Consider the following 16,607-nt stretch of genomic DNA (forward strand, 5'->3'; position numbering starts at 1 on the left):
TCGTCGTCGTGGTCAGGGCGTGATGCGCCCGCCGAGCGCGGCGGACAGCGCACCGGCGTCACCGTCGACCACCACGCCCGCCTCGGCGGGTTCGAGCCGCCCCCACAGCAGGAGCGCGAGCTCGCGCGCGGGCGCGGAGGCCGTCGCGGCAGGGCTTCCGTCGCCGAGCACCCACGACCGTCCGGCGTCCGTCGCCCGGAGCGCGACGGGCAGGGAGATCGGCTCCGCGCGCCCGAGGCGGACCTGGCGGGGTGCCACGACCGTGACGAGCTCGTCCACGGTGTCGGCCCAGACCTCGGGCGCGACGTCGTCCACCGTGGATCCCGTGGCGGCGCGCAGGTCGTGCAGGTGCACGAGCGTCTCGTGGACCTGGCGCCGGTGCCAGAAGCGCACGGTCGAGGCCGGGTCGTCGGGCTCGATCAGCGTCCACGCGCGGGAGTCCGGGTCGAGCCCGCCGAGCGTCGCCCGCAGCTCCGCCGCGTGCTGCGCGTAGAAGGCAGGCAGGTCCGACGGCGCGGGGTCGACGGGGGAGTCCTCCTCGCGGCGCGCCTGCGCGGCCGCCCAGTGGTGCACGTACCCGAGGTGCTGCGCGAGGTCGCGCACGCGCCAGCCGCCGCACGCCGGCACGGGAGCCCCGGGGTCGGCGCCGGCGAGGCCGGCGAGGAACGTGTCCTGGAACCGCGACAGGAGCGCGAGGTGGTCGAGGGCGTCGTCCATGGCGGGAGTATGCCCGCGTCAGGTGCCCGCGCGGCAGTCCCCGGCGCACGGGTCGGGCGCGCTGCCTCGCCCGGCGGCCCGCTGCTCAGCCGGCGAGGACGGCGTCCACCTCGCGCAGGAAGTCGTCGAGGTCGCCGGGGTTGCGCGACGTGACGAGCGTGTAGCCGTCGTCGTCGCGCACGACCGACCGGTCGACCCACGCCCCGCCGGCGTTGAGCACGTCGGTCTCGAGCGACGGGTAGCTCGTGAGCGTCTTGCCCTCCACCGCCGCGGCCTCGACGAGCGCCCACGGGCCGTGGCAGATCGCCGCGACGGGCTTGCCCGCCGTCGTGAAGGCCCGCACGAGGCTCACGGCGTCGTCCTGCAGGCGCAGCGCGTCGGCGTTGATCGTGCCCCCGGGCACGAGCAGCAGGTCGTACTCGGCGGGGTCGGCGTCGGCGTGCGTGAGCGTCGGGGTCACGGTGCGGCCGGGGTCCTTGTCGTCCACGAGCGTCTGCACGTCGTCGGCGGAGACGGCCGCGACGTCGACCTCGACCCCCTCGGCGCGCAGGTGCGCGAGCGGCACGACGAGCTCGTCCTGCTCGACGCCGTAGTTCGTCACGATCGCCAGCACGCGGCGTCCGGCCAGGTCGGTGGCGGGCATCGGGGCTCCTCTCGTCGACCGGCCGACGACGTGTCGGCCGGTCTCTCACGCTATGCCGGGCGTCGCGGTCCCGCAGGACGGCGGGCGAGCGCGTCCGCGCACGGCAGGGAGCGGGTCGAGCGGCGGGCGGACGGGCCGACGCAGGACGCGGTGGTGCGCGGACGGGCCCGACGCAGGACGTGGGACAATGGTCGTTCCCGCCCGCCCGAGAGCGACCGTCGGCGCGCCGCCCCCGAGCGCGCGGCCCGACCCGCACGCCACTCCCAGGAGCGCACCCGCGTTGTCCCCGATCCCCAGCGCCCAGCTGAGCACCCGCATCCAGCCCGCGGCCACGCCGCCCGAGCTGATCCGGAACTTCTGCATCATCGCGCACATCGACCACGGCAAGTCGACCCTGGCCGACCGCATGCTGCAGCTCACCGGTGTCGTCGAGCCGCGCGCCATGCGCGCCCAGTACCTCGACCGCATGGACATCGAGCGCGAGCGCGGCATCACGATCAAGTCGCAGGCCGTCCGCATGCCGTGGGCGGTCGTCGAGGACGGGGTCGAGACCCCGCACGCGCTGAACATGATCGACACCCCGGGGCACGTCGACTTCACGTACGAGGTCTCGCGCTCGCTCGCCGCGTGCGAGGGCGCGGTGCTGCTCGTCGACGCCGCGCAGGGGATCGAGGCGCAGACCCTCGCGAACCTCTACCTCGCGATGGAGAACGAGCTCGAGATCATCCCGGTGCTCAACAAGATCGACCTCCCGGCCGCGCAGCCGGAGAAGTACGCGGAGGAGCTCGCGAACCTCGTCGGCGGCGACCCGGACGACGTGCTCAAGGTGTCGGGCAAGACGGGCGCGGGCGTCGAGGTGCTGCTCGACCGCATCGTCGAGCGCGTCCCCGCCCCGGTCGGCGACGCGGACGCCCCGGCGCGCGCGATGATCTTCGACTCGGTCTACGACACCTACCGCGGCGTCGTGACGTACGTGCGCGTCATCGACGGCAACCTCAACCCGCGCGAGCGCATCGTCATGATGTCGACGCGCGCGACGCACGAGCTGCTCGAGATCGGCGTCATCTCGCCCGAGCCGATCGTCACGAAGGGCCTCGGCGTCGGCGAGGTCGGCTACCTCATCACGGGCGTGAAGGACGTGCGCCAGTCCAAGGTCGGCGACACGGTGACGAACTCCGCGAAGCCCGCGGCGGAGGCGCTCGGCGGCTACTCGGACCCCAAGCCCATGGTGTTCTCGGGCCTGTACCCGATCGACGGCACCGACTACCCGGTGCTGCGCGACGCTCTCGACAAGCTCAAGCTCAACGACGCCGCCCTCAACTACGAGCCGGAGACGTCGGTCGCGCTCGGCTTCGGTTTCCGCGTCGGGTTCCTCGGGCTGCTGCACCTCGAGATCGTGCGCGAGCGCCTCGAGCGCGAGTTCGACCTCGACCTCATCTCGACCGCGCCCAACGTCGTCTACGACGTGACGCTCGAGGACGGCACGCTCGTCAAGGTGACCAACCCGTCGGAGTTCCCGGGCGGCAAGATCAAGCAGGTCAGCGAGCCCGTCGTGCGCGCGACCATCCTCGCGCCGAGCGAGTTCGTGGGCACCGTCATGGGACTGTGCAACGACCGTCGCGGGCAGATGCTCGGCATGGACTACCTGTCCGAGGACCGCGTGGAGCTGCGCTTCACGCTGCCGCTCGCCGAGATCGTGTTCGACTTCTTCGACCAGCTCAAGTCCCGCACGCGTGGGTACGCGTCGCTCGACTACGAGCCCTCGGGCGACCAGGTCGCCGACCTCGTCAAGGTCGACATCCTGCTCCAGGGCGAGCAGGTGGACGCGTTCAGCGCGATCGTGCACAAGGACAAGGCGTACGACTACGGCGTGATGATGACCGCCAAGCTCAAGGAGATCATCCCGCGCCAGCAGTTCGAGGTGCCGATCCAGGCCGCTGTCGGCGCGCGCGTCATCGCGCGCGAGACGGTGCGCGCCATGCGCAAGGACGTCCTCGCCAAGTGCTACGGCGGCGACATCAGCCGCAAGCGCAAGCTGCTCGAGAAGCAGAAGGAGGGCAAGAAGCGCATGAAGAACATCGGGTCCGTCGAGGTCCCGAAGGACGCCTTCATCGCCGCGCTCTCCTCCGACGCCGCGGGCGGCAAGGACGCCAAGGACAAGTCCAAGAAGTGAGCCCGGCCCTGCCCGACGGCGAGCCGGTCCCGCCCGACGGCTCGCTCCCCGCGTGGGTCGCGGCGGGCGGGGCGGCCGCGGACGGCGGGGGAGCGTCGGGCCCGACGACCCCGCGCGGGTTCGGCGTCTACCTGCACGTCCCGTTCTGCTCGGTGCGGTGCGGGTACTGCGACTTCAACACGTACACGGCGTCGGAGCTCGGCGGGGGCGCGAGCCAGGCGTCGTACGCGACGACGGCGCTGCGCGAGATCGACCTCGCGGCGCGCGTCCTGCGCGACGCCGGTCTGCCCGAGCGGCCGGTGTCGACCGTCTTCGTCGGCGGCGGCACGCCCACGCTGCTCCCTGCGGGTGACCTCGCACGCCTGCTCCACGGCGTGCGCGACGCGTGGGGCCTCGCGCCGGGTGCCGAGGTGACGACCGAGGCGAACCCCGACTCGGTGACGCCGGAGTCGCTCGCGCAGCTCGCCGACGCCGGGTTCACGCGTGTCTCGTTCGGCATGCAGTCGGCCGTGCCCCACGTGCTCGCGACGCTCGAGCGCACGCACGACCCGCGGCGCATCCCCGACGTCGTGCGGTGGGCCGGTGACGCCGGGCTGAAGGTCTCGCTCGACCTCATCTACGGCACGCCGGGGGAGAGCCTCGACGACTGGCGGGCGAGCCTGGAGGCCGTGCTCGCGACCGGCGCCGACCACGTGTCGGCCTACGCGCTGGTGGTCGAGCCGGGCACCAAGATGGCCGCCCAGGTGCGCCGCCGAGAGGTCGCGCTGCCGAGCGAGGACGACCAGGCGACGAAGTACGAGCTCGCCGACGAGCTCCTCACCGCCGCAGGGCTCACCTGGTACGAGGTGAGCAACTGGGCGCGAACGAACGACGACCGCTGCCGCCACAACCTCGCGTACTGGCGGGGCGACGACTGGTGGGGGATCGGGCCCGGGGCGCACTCGTACGTGGCCGCGCCGCCGGTCCCCGCCGCGCACGCGACGACGGACCCGAGGACGGACCCGACGACCGTGATCGACGACACGGGCGCGCCGGGGCAGGACCCGCGGGTCGGCGTGCGATGGTGGAACGTGAAGCACCCGCGCCGGTACGCGGCGCTGCTCGAGGCGGGCACGAGCCCCGCGGCAGGGCGTGAGCTCCTCTCGCGGGACGAGGGACGGCTCGAGCAGGCCATGCTCGGCGTGCGGCTGCACGAGGGTCTCGACCTCGCGGTCCTGTCCCCGGCGGGACGCCGTGCCGTCGCCGGGCTCGTCGCGAACGGGCTGCTCGACGGCCGCGCGGCGATCGCCGGACGCGCGGTGCTCACCCTGCGGGGGCGGTTGCTGGCGGACACGGTGGTACGGGAGATCACGGACGAGTGACGACGACCCACGAGGCACCTCGACCCGGGACGACCCCTGCGCGGGCCGATCGCCCGACGTCGGAGGAGCCTCGCGTCGTCGGGCACGTGCGCGCGCCCGAGGCGGGCCGGCGGCCGGGCCGACCGACCGTGCGCTACCGCCGCATGCCGGGTCTGGACGGGCTGCGGGCGCTCGCCGTCGTGGTCGTGGTCGCGTTCCACCTCGCCCCGGCGACGTTCCCCGGCGGGTACGTCGGGGTCGACGTGTTCTTCGTCCTCTCGGGCTTCCTCATCACCACCCTCCTCGTGCGCGAGCACCGCGACCGGCACCACGTGGGCCTGCGCTCCTTCTGGGCTCGCCGGGCCCGTCGCCTGCTCCCGGCGCTCGTGCTGGTCGTCACCGTGTGCACCGCGGTCGCCGCGGTCGTGGGCGGCGACGTGCTCGTCGGCATCGGGCCGCAGCTCTTCGGCGCCGCGACGTTCACGAGCAACTGGGTCGACGTCGCGAGCGGCGCGACCTACTCCGGCGCGCTGCTCCCGCACCTCTTCGGGAACCTGTGGTCGCTCGCGGTGGAGGAGCAGTTCTACCTGCTGTGGCCGCTCGTCGTCGTGCTCCTGTGCGTCGTGCGGCCGCTGCGCCGCCGGGCGCCGTGGATCGTCACCGGGCTGGGGCTGGCGTCCGCGACGCTCATGGCGCTCCTGTACGCGCCCGGCACCGACCCGACCCGCGTCTACGTCGGCACGGACACCCACCTCTTCGCGCTCATGGCCGGGGCCGCGCTCGCGTTCTGGCACGTGCGCCCGGTCCCGCGGCCAGCCGTCGACGCCCCGGTGAGCGGCGACGCGCACGCGCTCCTGCCGGGCGGTCCACGGGTCCGGACGGCACGCGGCCGCCTCGCGGTCCTCGTCGCCGGGGTGGTGGGTGCCGTCGTGCTCGTCGTCGCGGTCGCGACGATGCGCTGGGACGACGCGCTCGCCTACCGCGGCGGGCTGCTCGTGTGCGCCGTCGCGGCGACGGGGGTGCTCAACGCCGTCGTGTGCCTGCCGGGGATCGGCACGCAGCTCGACCGTGGCGTGCTCGGCTGGGTGGGACGCCGGTCGTACGGGCTCTACCTGTGGCACTGGCCGGTGCTCGTGCTCACGGCTGCCTCGCTCGCGTCGGTGGTCGGTCCCGTCCCGCCGGGCACCGTGCACCCCGTGGTCGTCGTCGTGACGCTCGTCGTCACGGTCGCCGCGGGGGCTCTGTCCTTCCGGTACGTCGAGCGACCCGTCCTGCGGCGCGGGCTGCGCGGCGCGGCGCGCGACCTCGCCCGGCGCCTCCAGCCGACGCCCGGCGAGGGCGGGCCGCGCGTCCTCACGCGCCGGGGCTGGGCGCTCGCGGCGTCGTGCGCGCTGGTCGTCGGGCTCTCCGTCGCGGGGGTGGTCAACGCGCCGTCGACGACGAGCGTCGAGCAGCAGATCGCCGCAGGGGAGCGGGCCGCGCGGGCCACGCAGGTCGTGCCCGACGACGCGGCGCCGGTCGTGCCGGGACCCGCACCCGGGGAAAGCGGTCCCGCGGACGGCACCGCGCCGCCGGCCCCGCCCGAGCAGAGCCCGCCCCCGGAACCCGACGTGCCGCCCGTCGTCGCGCCGACCGGCGACCAGGTGACCGTCGTCGGGGACTCCGTGACGCTGGCGAGCGCGCCCGCGCTCACGACGGCGCTCCCCGGCGCGTACGTCGACGGCGCCGTCTCGCGCCAGGTCAAGGACGGGCCGGCCGCGCTCGCCGCGGCCCGTGACGCAGGCGCGCTGCGCCCGTACGTGGTGCTGTCGCTCGGCACCAACAGCACCGCCGGTGCGGCCGCGCTCGACGAGCTGCTCGCCGCCGTCGGTCCCGGCCACCGCGTCGTGCTCGTCACCGGGTACGCGGACCGTCCGTGGGTCCCCGGCACGAACGCCGAGATCGTCGCCGCGGCCGGTCGTCATCCTGGCGTCGTCGTCGCGGACTGGTCCGCCGCGGTCGCCGCGGACCCGTCGGTGCTCGGCCCCGACGGCGTGCACCCCACGGCGGGAGGGACGTCGGCCTACGCGGCCGTCGTCGTCGACGGGCTCGCCCGCGCGGCGGCGCTGGGCTCGACCACGGTCTGAGGGCCAGCCCTCCCGCGCTTCTCCGACGCTCGCGAGCGGGTGACTTCTCGCGCGACACCGGCCGATCCCGGCGTTTCCTCTAGCGCGCCCGGCGGAATCCCGACAGGGTGTACCCGACCGCGAAATGTGCGACCGACACAGGACGTCCACATCCGCGTCCTGCGGCGAGCACGCGCACCACGGTCCGAGGACGACCGACCGAGGAGACCCATGAGCGAGAGCACCGCCGGCGGCCCGCCGCGCGACGAGAACGAGCCGCAGCCATCCGAGGGCGCCGCACCGGTTCCCCCGACCCCACCCGCGTCCCCGCAGACGCCGCCGTCTCCCCAGCCGCCGGCGTCTCCGCAGCCGTCACCGTACGGCGCACCGCCCGCCGGTGCGTACCCGCCCCCGGCGGGGCCGCCTCCCGCGCAGCCTCCCTACGGCCAGCAGCCGCCCGGGCAGCCGCCGTACGGCGGACCGCCGCCGGGGCAGCCGCCCTCCGCGGGCCAGCCGGGCGGCTACCCGCCGCCCGCCGCGCCGTACGGGCAGCCGGGCTACCCCGGCCAGCCGATCCAGGTCCAGGACGCGTTCTCCTACGGCTGGAACAGGTTCACGCAGAACGCCGGAGTCATCATCGGCGGCGTCCTCACGTACGTGGCCGTCTTCGCGGGGCTGTCGATCGCCTTCTGGGCGATCCTCGTCGGGACGGCGACGACGACCGTGGACCCGGAGACGGGCGCCGTCAGCACGGCGGGCGGCTTCGCGTTCGGGTTCGGGCTGTTCGCCTTCATCGCGATCGTCGTGGTGCTCGGCTTCCTCGTCCAGGCTGCCGTCGTCAACGTGTCGCTCCTCGTCACGCGGGGCAAGAAGCTCGAGTACGCGGACTTCTTCCGGTACCCGAACCTCGGGAACGTGATCCTCGTGGCGCTGCTCGTCGGCCTCGCGACCGGCGTGCTCGCGATCACGTTCGTGGGGCCGATCGTCTTCGTGTTCTTCGCCCAGTTCACGCTGTTCTACGTCATCGACAAGAAGCTCGGGGTGTTCGACGCCTTCAAGGCGAGCTTCACGGTCGTCAGCAGGAACCTCGGCACCGTCGTGCTGCTGTTCCTCGGCGTCTACCTCGCGCAGCTCGTCGGGACGCTCCTGTGCTACGTGGGCCTCCTCGTGGCGCTGCCCGTCGCGCAGATCGCGACGGCGTACGTGTACCGCCGCCTCAACGACGAACAGCCCGTCTGAGCCCGGGGACGGTGCGCCTCCCCGCGCGGGCAGGCCCCTGAACAGCCAGGATAGGACCGAGCACGTCGAGGACGCGTGCTGCCCGCAGCACGTGACGACGAGGAACGAGGTGCACGATGACGGACCCCACGAACCCGGGCGGTCAGCCGCCCCGCGAGGACGAGCCGACGCCGGGGGACGGTTCCGGGACCCCGCAGCAGCCCACGGAACCGCCGACCGGCCCGGTCCCCGACCAGCCCGCCGGTCCGCCGGCGTCGACCCCTGACGCGGACGTCCCGCCGGCCTCGCCGTACGGCCCGGGCGGCGCGGCGCCGCAGGACCCGGCCGCTCCGCCGTCGGGCCCGCCTGCGTGGGGCGCACCGCAAGAGCCTGCCGCTCCGCCGTCGGGCCCGCCCGCGTACGGCGCGCCCGGTGCGTACGGCGCTCCCGCGGGTGCGCCGGGCGACCCCACGGCACCGGGCCCGACGGCGCCGCCGTCGGGCGCGTACCCGCCCCCGTCCGGCTCCTACCCTCCGCCGCCCGGCTCGTACCCGGTCGCGGCCGGTGGCTACGGCGCCCAGCCCGGGTACACCGGTCCCGCGTTCGCGGTGGGTGAGGCGATCTCCTACGGCTGGCGCAAGGTCACCTCGAACCTCGGGCCGTGGATCCTCGTCGCGCTCATCTTCATCGCGGTGAACGTCGCGTGGAGCTGGATCACGGGCGGGTTCGACCAGTTCCAGGACCAGTACGACTTCACGGACACGAACTTCGCCGCCGTCAGCGGCATCACGTTCACGAGCATCCTGCTCGGGATCGTCGGCACGGTCATCGGCTACCTCATCACCGCGTTCTTCACGCGCGGTGCGCTCCACGAGGTGGACGGGCGCCGGCCCGACGTCGCGGCGTTCTTCCGGATCGGCAACGTCGTCAACGTGCTGCTCGCGGCGCTGATCGTCGGCATCCTCACGGGCGTCGGCCTCGTGCTGTGCATCCTGCCCGGCCTCGCGGTGCTGCTCTTCTCCGCGTTCGTCTACTACGTCGCGCTCGACCAGGGCGTCGACGCGATCACGGCGATCCGGACGAGCTTCTCCCTCGTGGCCAAGAACTTCGGGCAGGTGTTCCTGCTCCTGCTCGCCCTCGTCGGCATCAACATCCTCGGCGCGATCCCGTGCGGCCTCGGGCTCTTCGTCACGATCCCGCTGAGCTACGTCGCGGTGGGCTTCGCGTACCGCCGCCTCACCGGGGGCGTCCCGGCCGTCTGACCCGGAGGCGTCGTGCCGGCTACGCCCCGGCGCGACGCCTCTCAGAGATCCGTGCCGAGCCCCCTCGCCCAGCCCCGCTCCACGGACCGGGCGGCGCTGCGGGCATCGTCCCCCGCAGCCCGGTAGAGGTGCACGAGCCCCGACGTCACGACGGGCTCGACCTGCTCGAACGAGAGCACCCGGGTGACGAGCAGCATGCACGCACCGTGGCCCAGCATCCACAGCTCGTGCGCGAACCCGAGGACGTCGACGTCGTCGTCGAAGCGACCGGAGGCCACCGCACGACGCACGGCCCCGACGAGGTGACCGAGCGTGGCGTCCGCCGCCCCGGAGTCGGGCAGCGGCAGCGAGCCGTCGAACATCAGCGAGTACAGCTCGGGGATCTCCCGGGCCGAGGCGGCGTAGGCCGCCCCGGCGGCGGCAGCGTCGCCGACCGGGTCGTCGGTCGCGGAGAGCGTGCCCAGGCGTGCGGCGAGCCGGGTGAACCCTTCCTGGCGCACGGCGCCGAGAAGGCCCGGCATGCCGTCGAAGTACGTGTAGACGGCCATGGTCGAGACCCCGGTCCCGGCGACGACGCCGCGCAGGGTGACGGGCTCGCGGCGGGCCAGCATGCCGGCGGCGCGGTCGATCAGCAGACCGCGGACTTCGGGGCGAGGAGGACGGACCACTGGACCATTCTATATCGGCGCTATAAAATAGCAGCGATACAGAATCGAGGAGGTCCGCCATGTCCGTCCGACTGATCAACCCACCCGCCCTGCCGCAGCCCGAGGGCTACGCCCAGCTGTCGGTCGCGGAGGGCTCCCGGCTCGTGTTCGTCTCGGGGCAGGTGGCGCGCGACGCCGAGGGCAACCCCGTCGGGGACGGCGACCTGGTCGCCCAGACCGAGCAGGCCTACGTCAACGTGCACGCTGCGGTCGTCGCCGCCGGCGGGTCGTTCGCCGACGTCGCCAGGCTGACGGTCTACGTCGTGGACTGGGAACCGCCCAAGATGGCGCAGCTCGTCGAGGGCGCGGTGCGCGCGGCGCAACGCCTGGACCTCGACCTCGTCCGTCCCATCACCCTCGTGGGCGTCGCAGCCCTCGGCGAGCCCGACCTGCTGGTCGAGGTCGAGGCGGTCGCGGTGCTGCCCTGACCCGGACGGTCCGGTCAGGGTGCCGTCACGAAGTCGATGAGCTCCTCGACGCGGCCGAGCAGCGAGGGCTCGAGGTCGGCGTAGGAGCGCACCGTGCCGAGGATGCGCTGCCACGCGCGGCCCACGTCCTCGGCGGTGTCCGCGGGCCAGCCGAGCTCGCGCAGGATGCCGCGCTTCCACTCGGTGCCCCGCTCGATCACGGGCCAGCGATCGAGGCCGACGCGCGCGGGCTTCACGGCCTGCCACACGTCGACGTACGGGTGACCGAGCACGAGCACGGTGCCCGCGGGGGAGCGGCGCAGCGCCTCGTCCGCGATGCGTCGCTCCTTGCTCCCGGGGACCAGGTGGTCCACGAGCACGCCCACGCGGCGTTGCGGCGTCGGGCCGAAGTCCGCGAGCGCCGCCGCCAGGTCGTCGACACCGTGCAGGGGCTCGACGACGACGCCCTCGACCCGCAGGTCGTCACCCCACACCTTCTCGACGAGCTCGGCGTCGTGCTTGCCCTCCACCCAGATGCGGCTGCCGCGGGCCACCCGGGCACGCTGCCCGACGACGGCCCGCGAGCCGGACGCGGTCCGCGTCGGGGCGGCGGGGGCCCGCGAGGTGACGGGCGGCGTGAGCTCGACGGGCTCGCCGTCGACCCAGAACCCGGGCCCGAGCGGGAAGGTCCGCGTGCGGCCGGAACGGTCCTCGAGCACGACGACGTGCATGCCGCCCGACTTCTCGACCCGGACGACGGCGCCGACCCAGCCGGTCTGCACCTCCTCGACGACGAGACCCCGTTCCGCCGCCTGCGGTCGGGACACCGGTCGCACGCGGTGGTGGGCGGGGGCGGGCGTGCCGCCGAGGACGTCGGAGCCGTAGCGGTCGAAGGACACGGCGTCACCCTAGGTCAGTACAGGGTGGCTGCGCGCGGTATCGGCTGCGGCTCCCGACGCGCGCGGAACCGGGCGCGGGTGGTACGACGGACCGGTGAGCCAGCAGAGCGCGGAGCCGGACCCGAACCGCTGGCGCGTGCTGCCCGTCTGCCTCGCGGTCGGCTTCATCACGACGCTCGACGTCTCGATCGTCAACGTCGCGCTCCCGTCGATCGAGTCGTCTCTCGACGCGGGCCCGACGGAGCTCCAGCTCGTCGTCGCCGGGTACACGCTCGCGTTCGGCCTTGCGCTCGTCCCGGCAGGCCGCCTCGGCGACGCGGGCGCCCGGCGATCCCTGTTCATCGCCGGGCTGGTGGGCTTCGCCCTCATGAGCCTCGCGTGCGGGCTCGCGCCGACCGACACGTGGCTGGGCGTCGCGCGCCTGCTGCAGGGCGTGAGCGCGGGCATCCTCAACCCGCAGGTCGTCGGGCTCATCCAGCAGCTGTTCTCCGGGTTCGAGCGCGGCCGGGCGTTCGGCATGTTCGGCGCGACGATCGGCGTCTCGACGGCGCTCGGCCCGCTGCTCGGCGGCCTCATCATCGCGGCGGCCGGGTCCGCGGCCGGGTGGCGGTGGGTGTTCCTCGTGAACATCCCGGTCGTGGCCGTCCTGCTGCCGTTCGCGTGGCGGCTCGTGCCGGGCCCACCACCCCGTGCGCCCGGAGGAGGGCGGCGACGGCGCCTGGACCTCGTCGGGCTGGGGCTGCTGGGCGCCGCGACGCTCGGCGTGATGATGCCGTTCGTCACGACGACGGGCCAGGGCGACGACGCGTCGCGGTGGTGGTGGCTCGTCGCGGCCGCCGCGGCGGGGCTCGCCGCCGTCCTCTGGGAGCGTCGGTACCAGCGGCGCACGGGAGAGGCCGTGCTCGACCCGCAGGTCGTCGGGCTCGGGTCGTTCCGCAACGGCGCGCTGCTCGGCCTCGCGTACTTCGCGGGGTTCACCGGGATCTTCCTCGTGGTGACGCTCTACCTCCAGGACGAGCTCGGCTACACGCCGCTCCAGGCCGGGCTCGTCGGCACGCCGTTCGCCGTCGCGTCCGGGGTGTCGGCGTGGTTCTCGGGCCGTTGGGTCGCGCGCTGGGGCCGCCAGCTCGTCGTGGGCGGCGTGCTCCTCGTCCTCGTCGGGGTGGTCGCGGCCGACGCCGTGGTGCGGCTGCTCGGGGACGACCCCGGCGCCGTCGGGCCGGCGCTCGCGGGCGCGCTGCTCATCGCCGGAGCGGGCAGCGGCACGGTCATCGCGCCGAACCAGACCCTCACGCTGTCCGAGGTCCCCGTGAGCCGCGCGGGGGTCGCGGGGAGCATGCTCCAGCTCGGCCAGCGCATCGGGTCGGCGGTCGGGATCTCGGTCGTGCTGTCCGTGTACTACGGCGGACTGGCGAGCGGTGACTCGGCGGCGCACGCGACGGGGCGCGCGCTGCTCGTGACGATAACGCTCGTCGCGCTCGCGCTCGTCGTCGGGCTCGTGGACCTGCGTTCGCGACGAGCGGAGGACCGCGGGGCGGGCCGCGCGGACGCGTAGGATTGGCACTCGGAGGTCGAGAGTGCCGACGCCCGCCCGCCCGCCCGGGCGGCACGGTGCGGCACGCGGGAGGTGGACGTGAGCGAGGAGCGCCGGCTCGAGGTGCTGCGGGCGATCGTCGAGGACTACGTCCTCACGCGCGAGCCCGTGGGGTCGCGCGTGCTCACCGAGCGGCACAGCCTCGGCGTGTCGCCCGCGACGATCCGCAACGACATGGCCGCGCTCGAGGACGCCGGGCTCATCGCGCAGCCGCACACGTCCGCCGGGCGGATCCCGACCGACAAGGGCTACCGCCTCTTCGTCGACCGCCTCTCGGGCGTGAAGCCGTTGTCGGCGCCCGAGAAGCGCGCCATCGAGACGTTCCTGTCCGAGGGGGTCGACCTCGACGACGTCATCGCACGCGCCGGTCGCCTGCTCGCGCAGCTCACGGGTCAGGTCGCGGTCGTGCAGTACCCGTCCCTGAGCCGGTCGGGGCTGCGCCACCTCGAGCTCGTCCCGGTCGGGGAGTCGCGCCTGCTCGTCGTGATCATCACCGACACCGGGCGCGTCGAGCAGCGCACTCTCGAGGTCGGGAGCGTGCCCGACGAGGGCACGCTCGTCGAGGTGCGTGCGCGGCTCAACGCCGCGGCCGCGGGCAAGCGGCTCACCGACCTCGCGTCGGGCCTCGCCGCCGTGACCGAGAGCTTCCACCCCGACGACGCCCCGCTCGTGCGGGCCGTCGGCGACCTCGTCGCCCAGACGCTCGCCGAGGAGAGCGAGGAGCGCCTCGTGCTCGCGGGCACCGCGAACCTCGCCCGCGCGGGCATGCGGTTCGAGCACGCGCTGCGCCCGGTGCTCGAGGCGCTCGAGGAGCAGGTCGTGCTGCTCGGCCTCCTCACCGAGATGGCCGCGGAGTCGGGCGTGAGCGTGCGGATCGGTCACGAGACCCAGCTCGAGGGCCTCGTCGACACCTCCGTCGTGACGACCGGTTACGGTAACGACGGGGACACTGTCGCGCTGGTCGGCTCGATCGGCCCGACCCGCATGGACTACCCCGGCACGATCGCGGCGGTGCGTGCCGTCGCGCGCTACCTGTCCCGGGCGCTCGGCACGTGAGCCGCGCCGCGCTCGCCCTGCCCGCGACGGTCCGCCTCCACGGGCGCCCGACGCACCCACCAGCCTCTTCCCCGACCGGCCCGGCGCCGGCCTCACCACCCGCACCAGCAGAGAGTGACGCGTGAGCGACTACTACGAGATCCTCGGCGTGGCCCGTGACGCCAGCCAGGACCAGATCAAGAAGGCGTACCGCAAGCTCGCGCGCGAGCTGCACCCCGACGTCGCCGGCGAGGAGGCGGGGGACCGCTTCAAGGACGTCGCGCGCGCGTACGAGGTGCTCTCCAACCCCGAGAAGCGTCAGCAGTACGACCTCGGCGTCGACCCGAGCGCGCCCGGCGGCGGCAGCGGCCCCATGGGCGGAGGCTTCGGCTTCCAGGACATCTTCGAGACGTTCTTCGGCGGCGGGCAGGCGCAGCAGGGTCCGATCCCGCGCGCCCGTCGCGGGCAGGACGCGCTCGTGCGGCTCGACATCGACCTGTCCGAGGCGACGTTCGGTGCGCAGCGCGAGCTCCAGGTCGACACGGCCGTCGTGTGCGGGACGTGCGGCGGGTCGTGCTGCCGCCCGGGCACCTCGCCGCGCACGTGCGACGTCTGCCACGGCCGCGGCACGGTCCAACGCGTCGCGCGCTCGTTCCTCGGCCAGGTCATGACGAGCGCCCCGTGCGCCGCGTGCCAGGGTTTCGGCACCGTCATCCCCGAGCCGTGCGCGGAGTGCTCCGGCGAGGGCCGCGTGCGCAGCCGCCGCAGCATCACCGTCAACGTCCCCGCGGGCGTCGACACCGGCACGCGGATCAAGCTCACCGCGCAGGGCGAGGTCGGCCCGGCCGGCGGCCCCGCGGGCGACCTCTACGTCGAGATCCGCGAGCGCAACCACGACACGTTCGTGCGCCGCGGCGACGACCTGCACTGCACGCTCCAGGTGCCCATGACCGCGGCCGCGCTCGGCACGGTGCTCGAGCTCGAGACGCTCGACGGCGCGCAGGAGATCGACCTGCGCCCGGGCACGCAGCCGGGCCAGATCGTCACCCTCAAGAACCTCGGCGTGGGGCACCTGCACGGCAGCGGTCGCGGCGACCTCAACGTGCACATCGAGGTCCAGGTGCCGCGCGAGCTCGACGAGGAGCAGGAGCAGCTCCTGCGCTCGCTTGCGACGCTGCGCGGCGAGGAGCGGCCCGAGCCGCGCCTGTCCGCCGCGCACCCGGGCGTGTTCTCGCGCCTGCGCGACAAGCTCTCCGGTCGCTGAGCGGGCCGCGCATGAGTGCTCCGGTGTTCCTCGCCGAGACCGGGCTCGACGCCGTCGGGCCGGGCGACCGCTACGTCCTCGACGGGGCGGAGGGGCGCCACGCGGGCGTCGTCCAGCGTCGCGGGACGGGGGAGCGGGTCGACGTCGTGGACGGGGACGGGCTGCGCCTGCGGTGCGTCGTCGAGCAGGTCGAGGCGGGCCGCGTGATCCTGCTCGTCCAGGAGGTCGACCGCGAGCCCGCTCCCGCCGTCGTCGTGACGCTCGTGCAGGCGCTCGCCAAGGGCGACCGCGACGAGATGGCGATCGAGGCGGCGACGGAGATCGGCGTGGACGTCGTCGTGCCGTGGCAGGCGGAGCGCTCCGTCGTCGTGTGGCGCGGCGAGCGCGCCGCGAAGTCGCGGGCGCGCTGGCTCGCGACCGTCCGCACCGCGACGAAGCAGGCGCGGCGCGCGCGGCTGCCGCACGTCGAGGTGGCGCTCGACTCCCGCGGCCTCGCGGCACGGGTGGCCGACGTCGTCGCGGCCGGCGGCCAGGCGATCGTGCTCCACGAGGAGGCCGCGTCGCCGCTCGCCGACGTCGCGCTGCCCGACGGCGTGACCACGGAAGGTGGCGCGGCACCCGAGGTGCTGGTCGTCGTCGGCCCCGAGGGCGGGATCTCCGAGCGTGAGGTCGCCGACCTCGCCGCGGCCGGGGCCGTCGCTGCCCGGCTGGGCCCGCACGTGCTGCGCACGTCGACCGCGGGACCAGTCGCCGTCGCGCTGCTCGCCGAGCGGCTCGGCCGCTGGGGCGTGGCGGGCGGGCCTGGACTACCCTCGGGCGCATGACGAGCACCGCACCGCGCACGGAACCGGACTGCCTCTTCTGCCGCATCGTCGCGGGCGGGCTGCCCGCCGACGTCGTCGCGACGAGCGAGCGCGCGATCGCGTTCCGTGACATCAACCCGCAGGCGCCCGTGCACGTGCTCGTCGTGCCGCGCGACCACCACGGCGACATCGCCCAGCTCGCCGCGGCCGACCCGGCGCTGCTCGCGGACGTCGTCGCGCTCGCCGACGAGGTCGCGGGCGAGCAGGCCGACGGGCAGTTCCGGCTCATCTTCAACTCCGGGCCGCGCGCCGGGCAGAGCGTGTTCCACGTGCACGGCCACGTCATCGCGGGTGCCGAGCTCGGCTGGACGCCCGCCTGAGCCCTGCGCGAAAGGACGTGTGGGGCCCGGGCGCGCTCGGTACGATGGAGGCGATCTGCG

15 protein-coding genes are annotated in these 16,607 nt (G+C 74.4%); 11 read left to right on the forward strand and 4 right to left on the reverse strand.

What is annotated here, in order from left to right; translation table 11 throughout:
* Nucleotides 1–12: 12 nt before the first annotated feature.
* The gene (locus tag FIC82_RS09680) at nt 13–717 is read right to left on the reverse strand and encodes a maleylpyruvate isomerase family mycothiol-dependent enzyme (protein ID WP_154798409.1); all 705 of its coding nucleotides are present in this window, start codon (nt 715–717) and stop codon (nt 13–15) included.
* 85 nt (nt 718–802) lie between these two features.
* Nucleotides 803–1,360 carry a type 1 glutamine amidotransferase domain-containing protein gene (locus tag FIC82_RS09685; RefSeq protein WP_154798410.1) on the reverse strand — a complete coding sequence of 186 codons (558 nt, stop codon included), beginning with the start codon at nt 1,358–1,360 and terminating at the stop codon, nt 803–805.
* 280 nt (nt 1,361–1,640) lie between these two features.
* On the opposite strand from FIC82_RS09685, the gene lepA reads away from it, so the two are divergent.
* The 5 genes from lepA (at nt 1,641) to FIC82_RS09710 (ending at nt 9,458) form a co-directional block, all read left to right on the forward strand.
* Nucleotides 1,641–3,533, forward strand: coding sequence for a translation elongation factor 4 (gene lepA, locus FIC82_RS09690; RefSeq protein ID WP_269808406.1), 1,893 nt, complete (start codon nt 1,641–1,643; stop codon nt 3,531–3,533).
* Nucleotides 3,530–4,894, forward strand: coding sequence for a radical SAM family heme chaperone HemW (gene hemW, locus FIC82_RS09695; protein WP_168731683.1), 1,365 nt, complete (start codon nt 3,530–3,532; stop codon nt 4,892–4,894). Before lepA ends, hemW begins: the two co-directional genes overlap by 4 nt.
* Entirely contained in the window at nt 4,891–6,999 is a 2,109-nt protein-coding gene (locus FIC82_RS09700; RefSeq protein ID WP_154798411.1) for an acyltransferase family protein, read from the forward strand. The genes hemW and FIC82_RS09700 overlap by 4 nt, the downstream gene beginning before the upstream one ends.
* A 210-nt stretch (nt 7,000–7,209) precedes the next feature.
* On the forward strand, nt 7,210–8,217 hold the full coding sequence (locus FIC82_RS09705) for a DUF2189 domain-containing protein (RefSeq protein ID WP_154798412.1): 1,008 nt from the start codon (nt 7,210–7,212) through the stop codon (nt 8,215–8,217).
* Between the two features lie 116 nt (nt 8,218–8,333).
* On the forward strand, nt 8,334–9,458 hold the full coding sequence (locus FIC82_RS09710) for a DUF2189 domain-containing protein (protein WP_154798413.1): 1,125 nt from the start codon (nt 8,334–8,336) through the stop codon (nt 9,456–9,458).
* A 41-nt stretch (nt 9,459–9,499) separates the two neighbouring features.
* Here FIC82_RS09710 and FIC82_RS09715 read toward each other — a convergent pair whose 3' ends face one another.
* Nucleotides 9,500–10,126: a TetR/AcrR family transcriptional regulator gene (locus FIC82_RS09715; RefSeq protein WP_171445701.1), complete on the reverse strand. Its 627-nt coding sequence runs from the start codon at nt 10,124–10,126 to the stop codon at nt 9,500–9,502.
* 59 nt (nt 10,127–10,185) lie between these two features.
* On the opposite strand from FIC82_RS09715, the gene FIC82_RS09720 reads away from it, so the two are divergent.
* Entirely contained in the window at nt 10,186–10,593 is a 408-nt protein-coding gene (locus FIC82_RS09720) for a RidA family protein (protein WP_154798414.1), read from the forward strand.
* A 14-nt stretch (nt 10,594–10,607) separates the two neighbouring features.
* Here FIC82_RS09720 and FIC82_RS09725 read toward each other — a convergent pair whose 3' ends face one another.
* Entirely contained in the window at nt 10,608–11,471 is an 864-nt protein-coding gene (locus tag FIC82_RS09725; RefSeq protein WP_168731684.1) for a DUF3097 domain-containing protein, read from the reverse strand.
* A 94-nt stretch (nt 11,472–11,565) separates the two neighbouring features.
* Here FIC82_RS09725 and FIC82_RS09730 point away from each other — a divergent pair, with 94 nt between their 5' ends.
* The 5 genes from FIC82_RS09730 to FIC82_RS09750 all read left to right on the forward strand — a co-directional run bounded on the left by FIC82_RS09730 (nt 11,566) and on the right by FIC82_RS09750 (nt 16,547).
* The gene (locus FIC82_RS09730; RefSeq protein WP_168731685.1) at nt 11,566–13,026 is read left to right on the forward strand and encodes an MFS transporter; all 1,461 of its coding nucleotides are present in this window, start codon (nt 11,566–11,568) and stop codon (nt 13,024–13,026) included.
* Between the two features lie 78 nt (nt 13,027–13,104).
* On the forward strand, nt 13,105–14,121 hold the full coding sequence (gene hrcA / locus FIC82_RS09735) for a heat-inducible transcriptional repressor HrcA (protein WP_168731686.1): 1,017 nt from the start codon (nt 13,105–13,107) through the stop codon (nt 14,119–14,121).
* A 121-nt stretch (nt 14,122–14,242) separates the two neighbouring features.
* Nucleotides 14,243–15,364, forward strand: coding sequence for a molecular chaperone DnaJ (gene dnaJ, locus FIC82_RS09740; protein WP_168731687.1), 1,122 nt, complete (start codon nt 14,243–14,245; stop codon nt 15,362–15,364).
* Between the two features lie 11 nt (nt 15,365–15,375).
* Entirely contained in the window at nt 15,376–16,188 is an 813-nt protein-coding gene (locus FIC82_RS09745; protein WP_154798416.1) for a 16S rRNA (uracil(1498)-N(3))-methyltransferase, read from the forward strand.
* On the forward strand, nt 16,185–16,547 hold the full coding sequence (locus FIC82_RS09750; protein WP_154798417.1) for an HIT domain-containing protein: 363 nt from the start codon (nt 16,185–16,187) through the stop codon (nt 16,545–16,547). The genes FIC82_RS09745 and FIC82_RS09750 overlap by 4 nt, the downstream gene beginning before the upstream one ends.
* Nucleotides 16,548–16,607: the final 60 nt, after the last annotated feature.

Source organism: Cellulosimicrobium protaetiae (genome assembly GCF_009708005.2).
Taxonomy (GTDB): domain Bacteria; phylum Actinomycetota; class Actinomycetes; order Actinomycetales; family Cellulomonadaceae; genus Cellulosimicrobium; species Cellulosimicrobium protaetiae.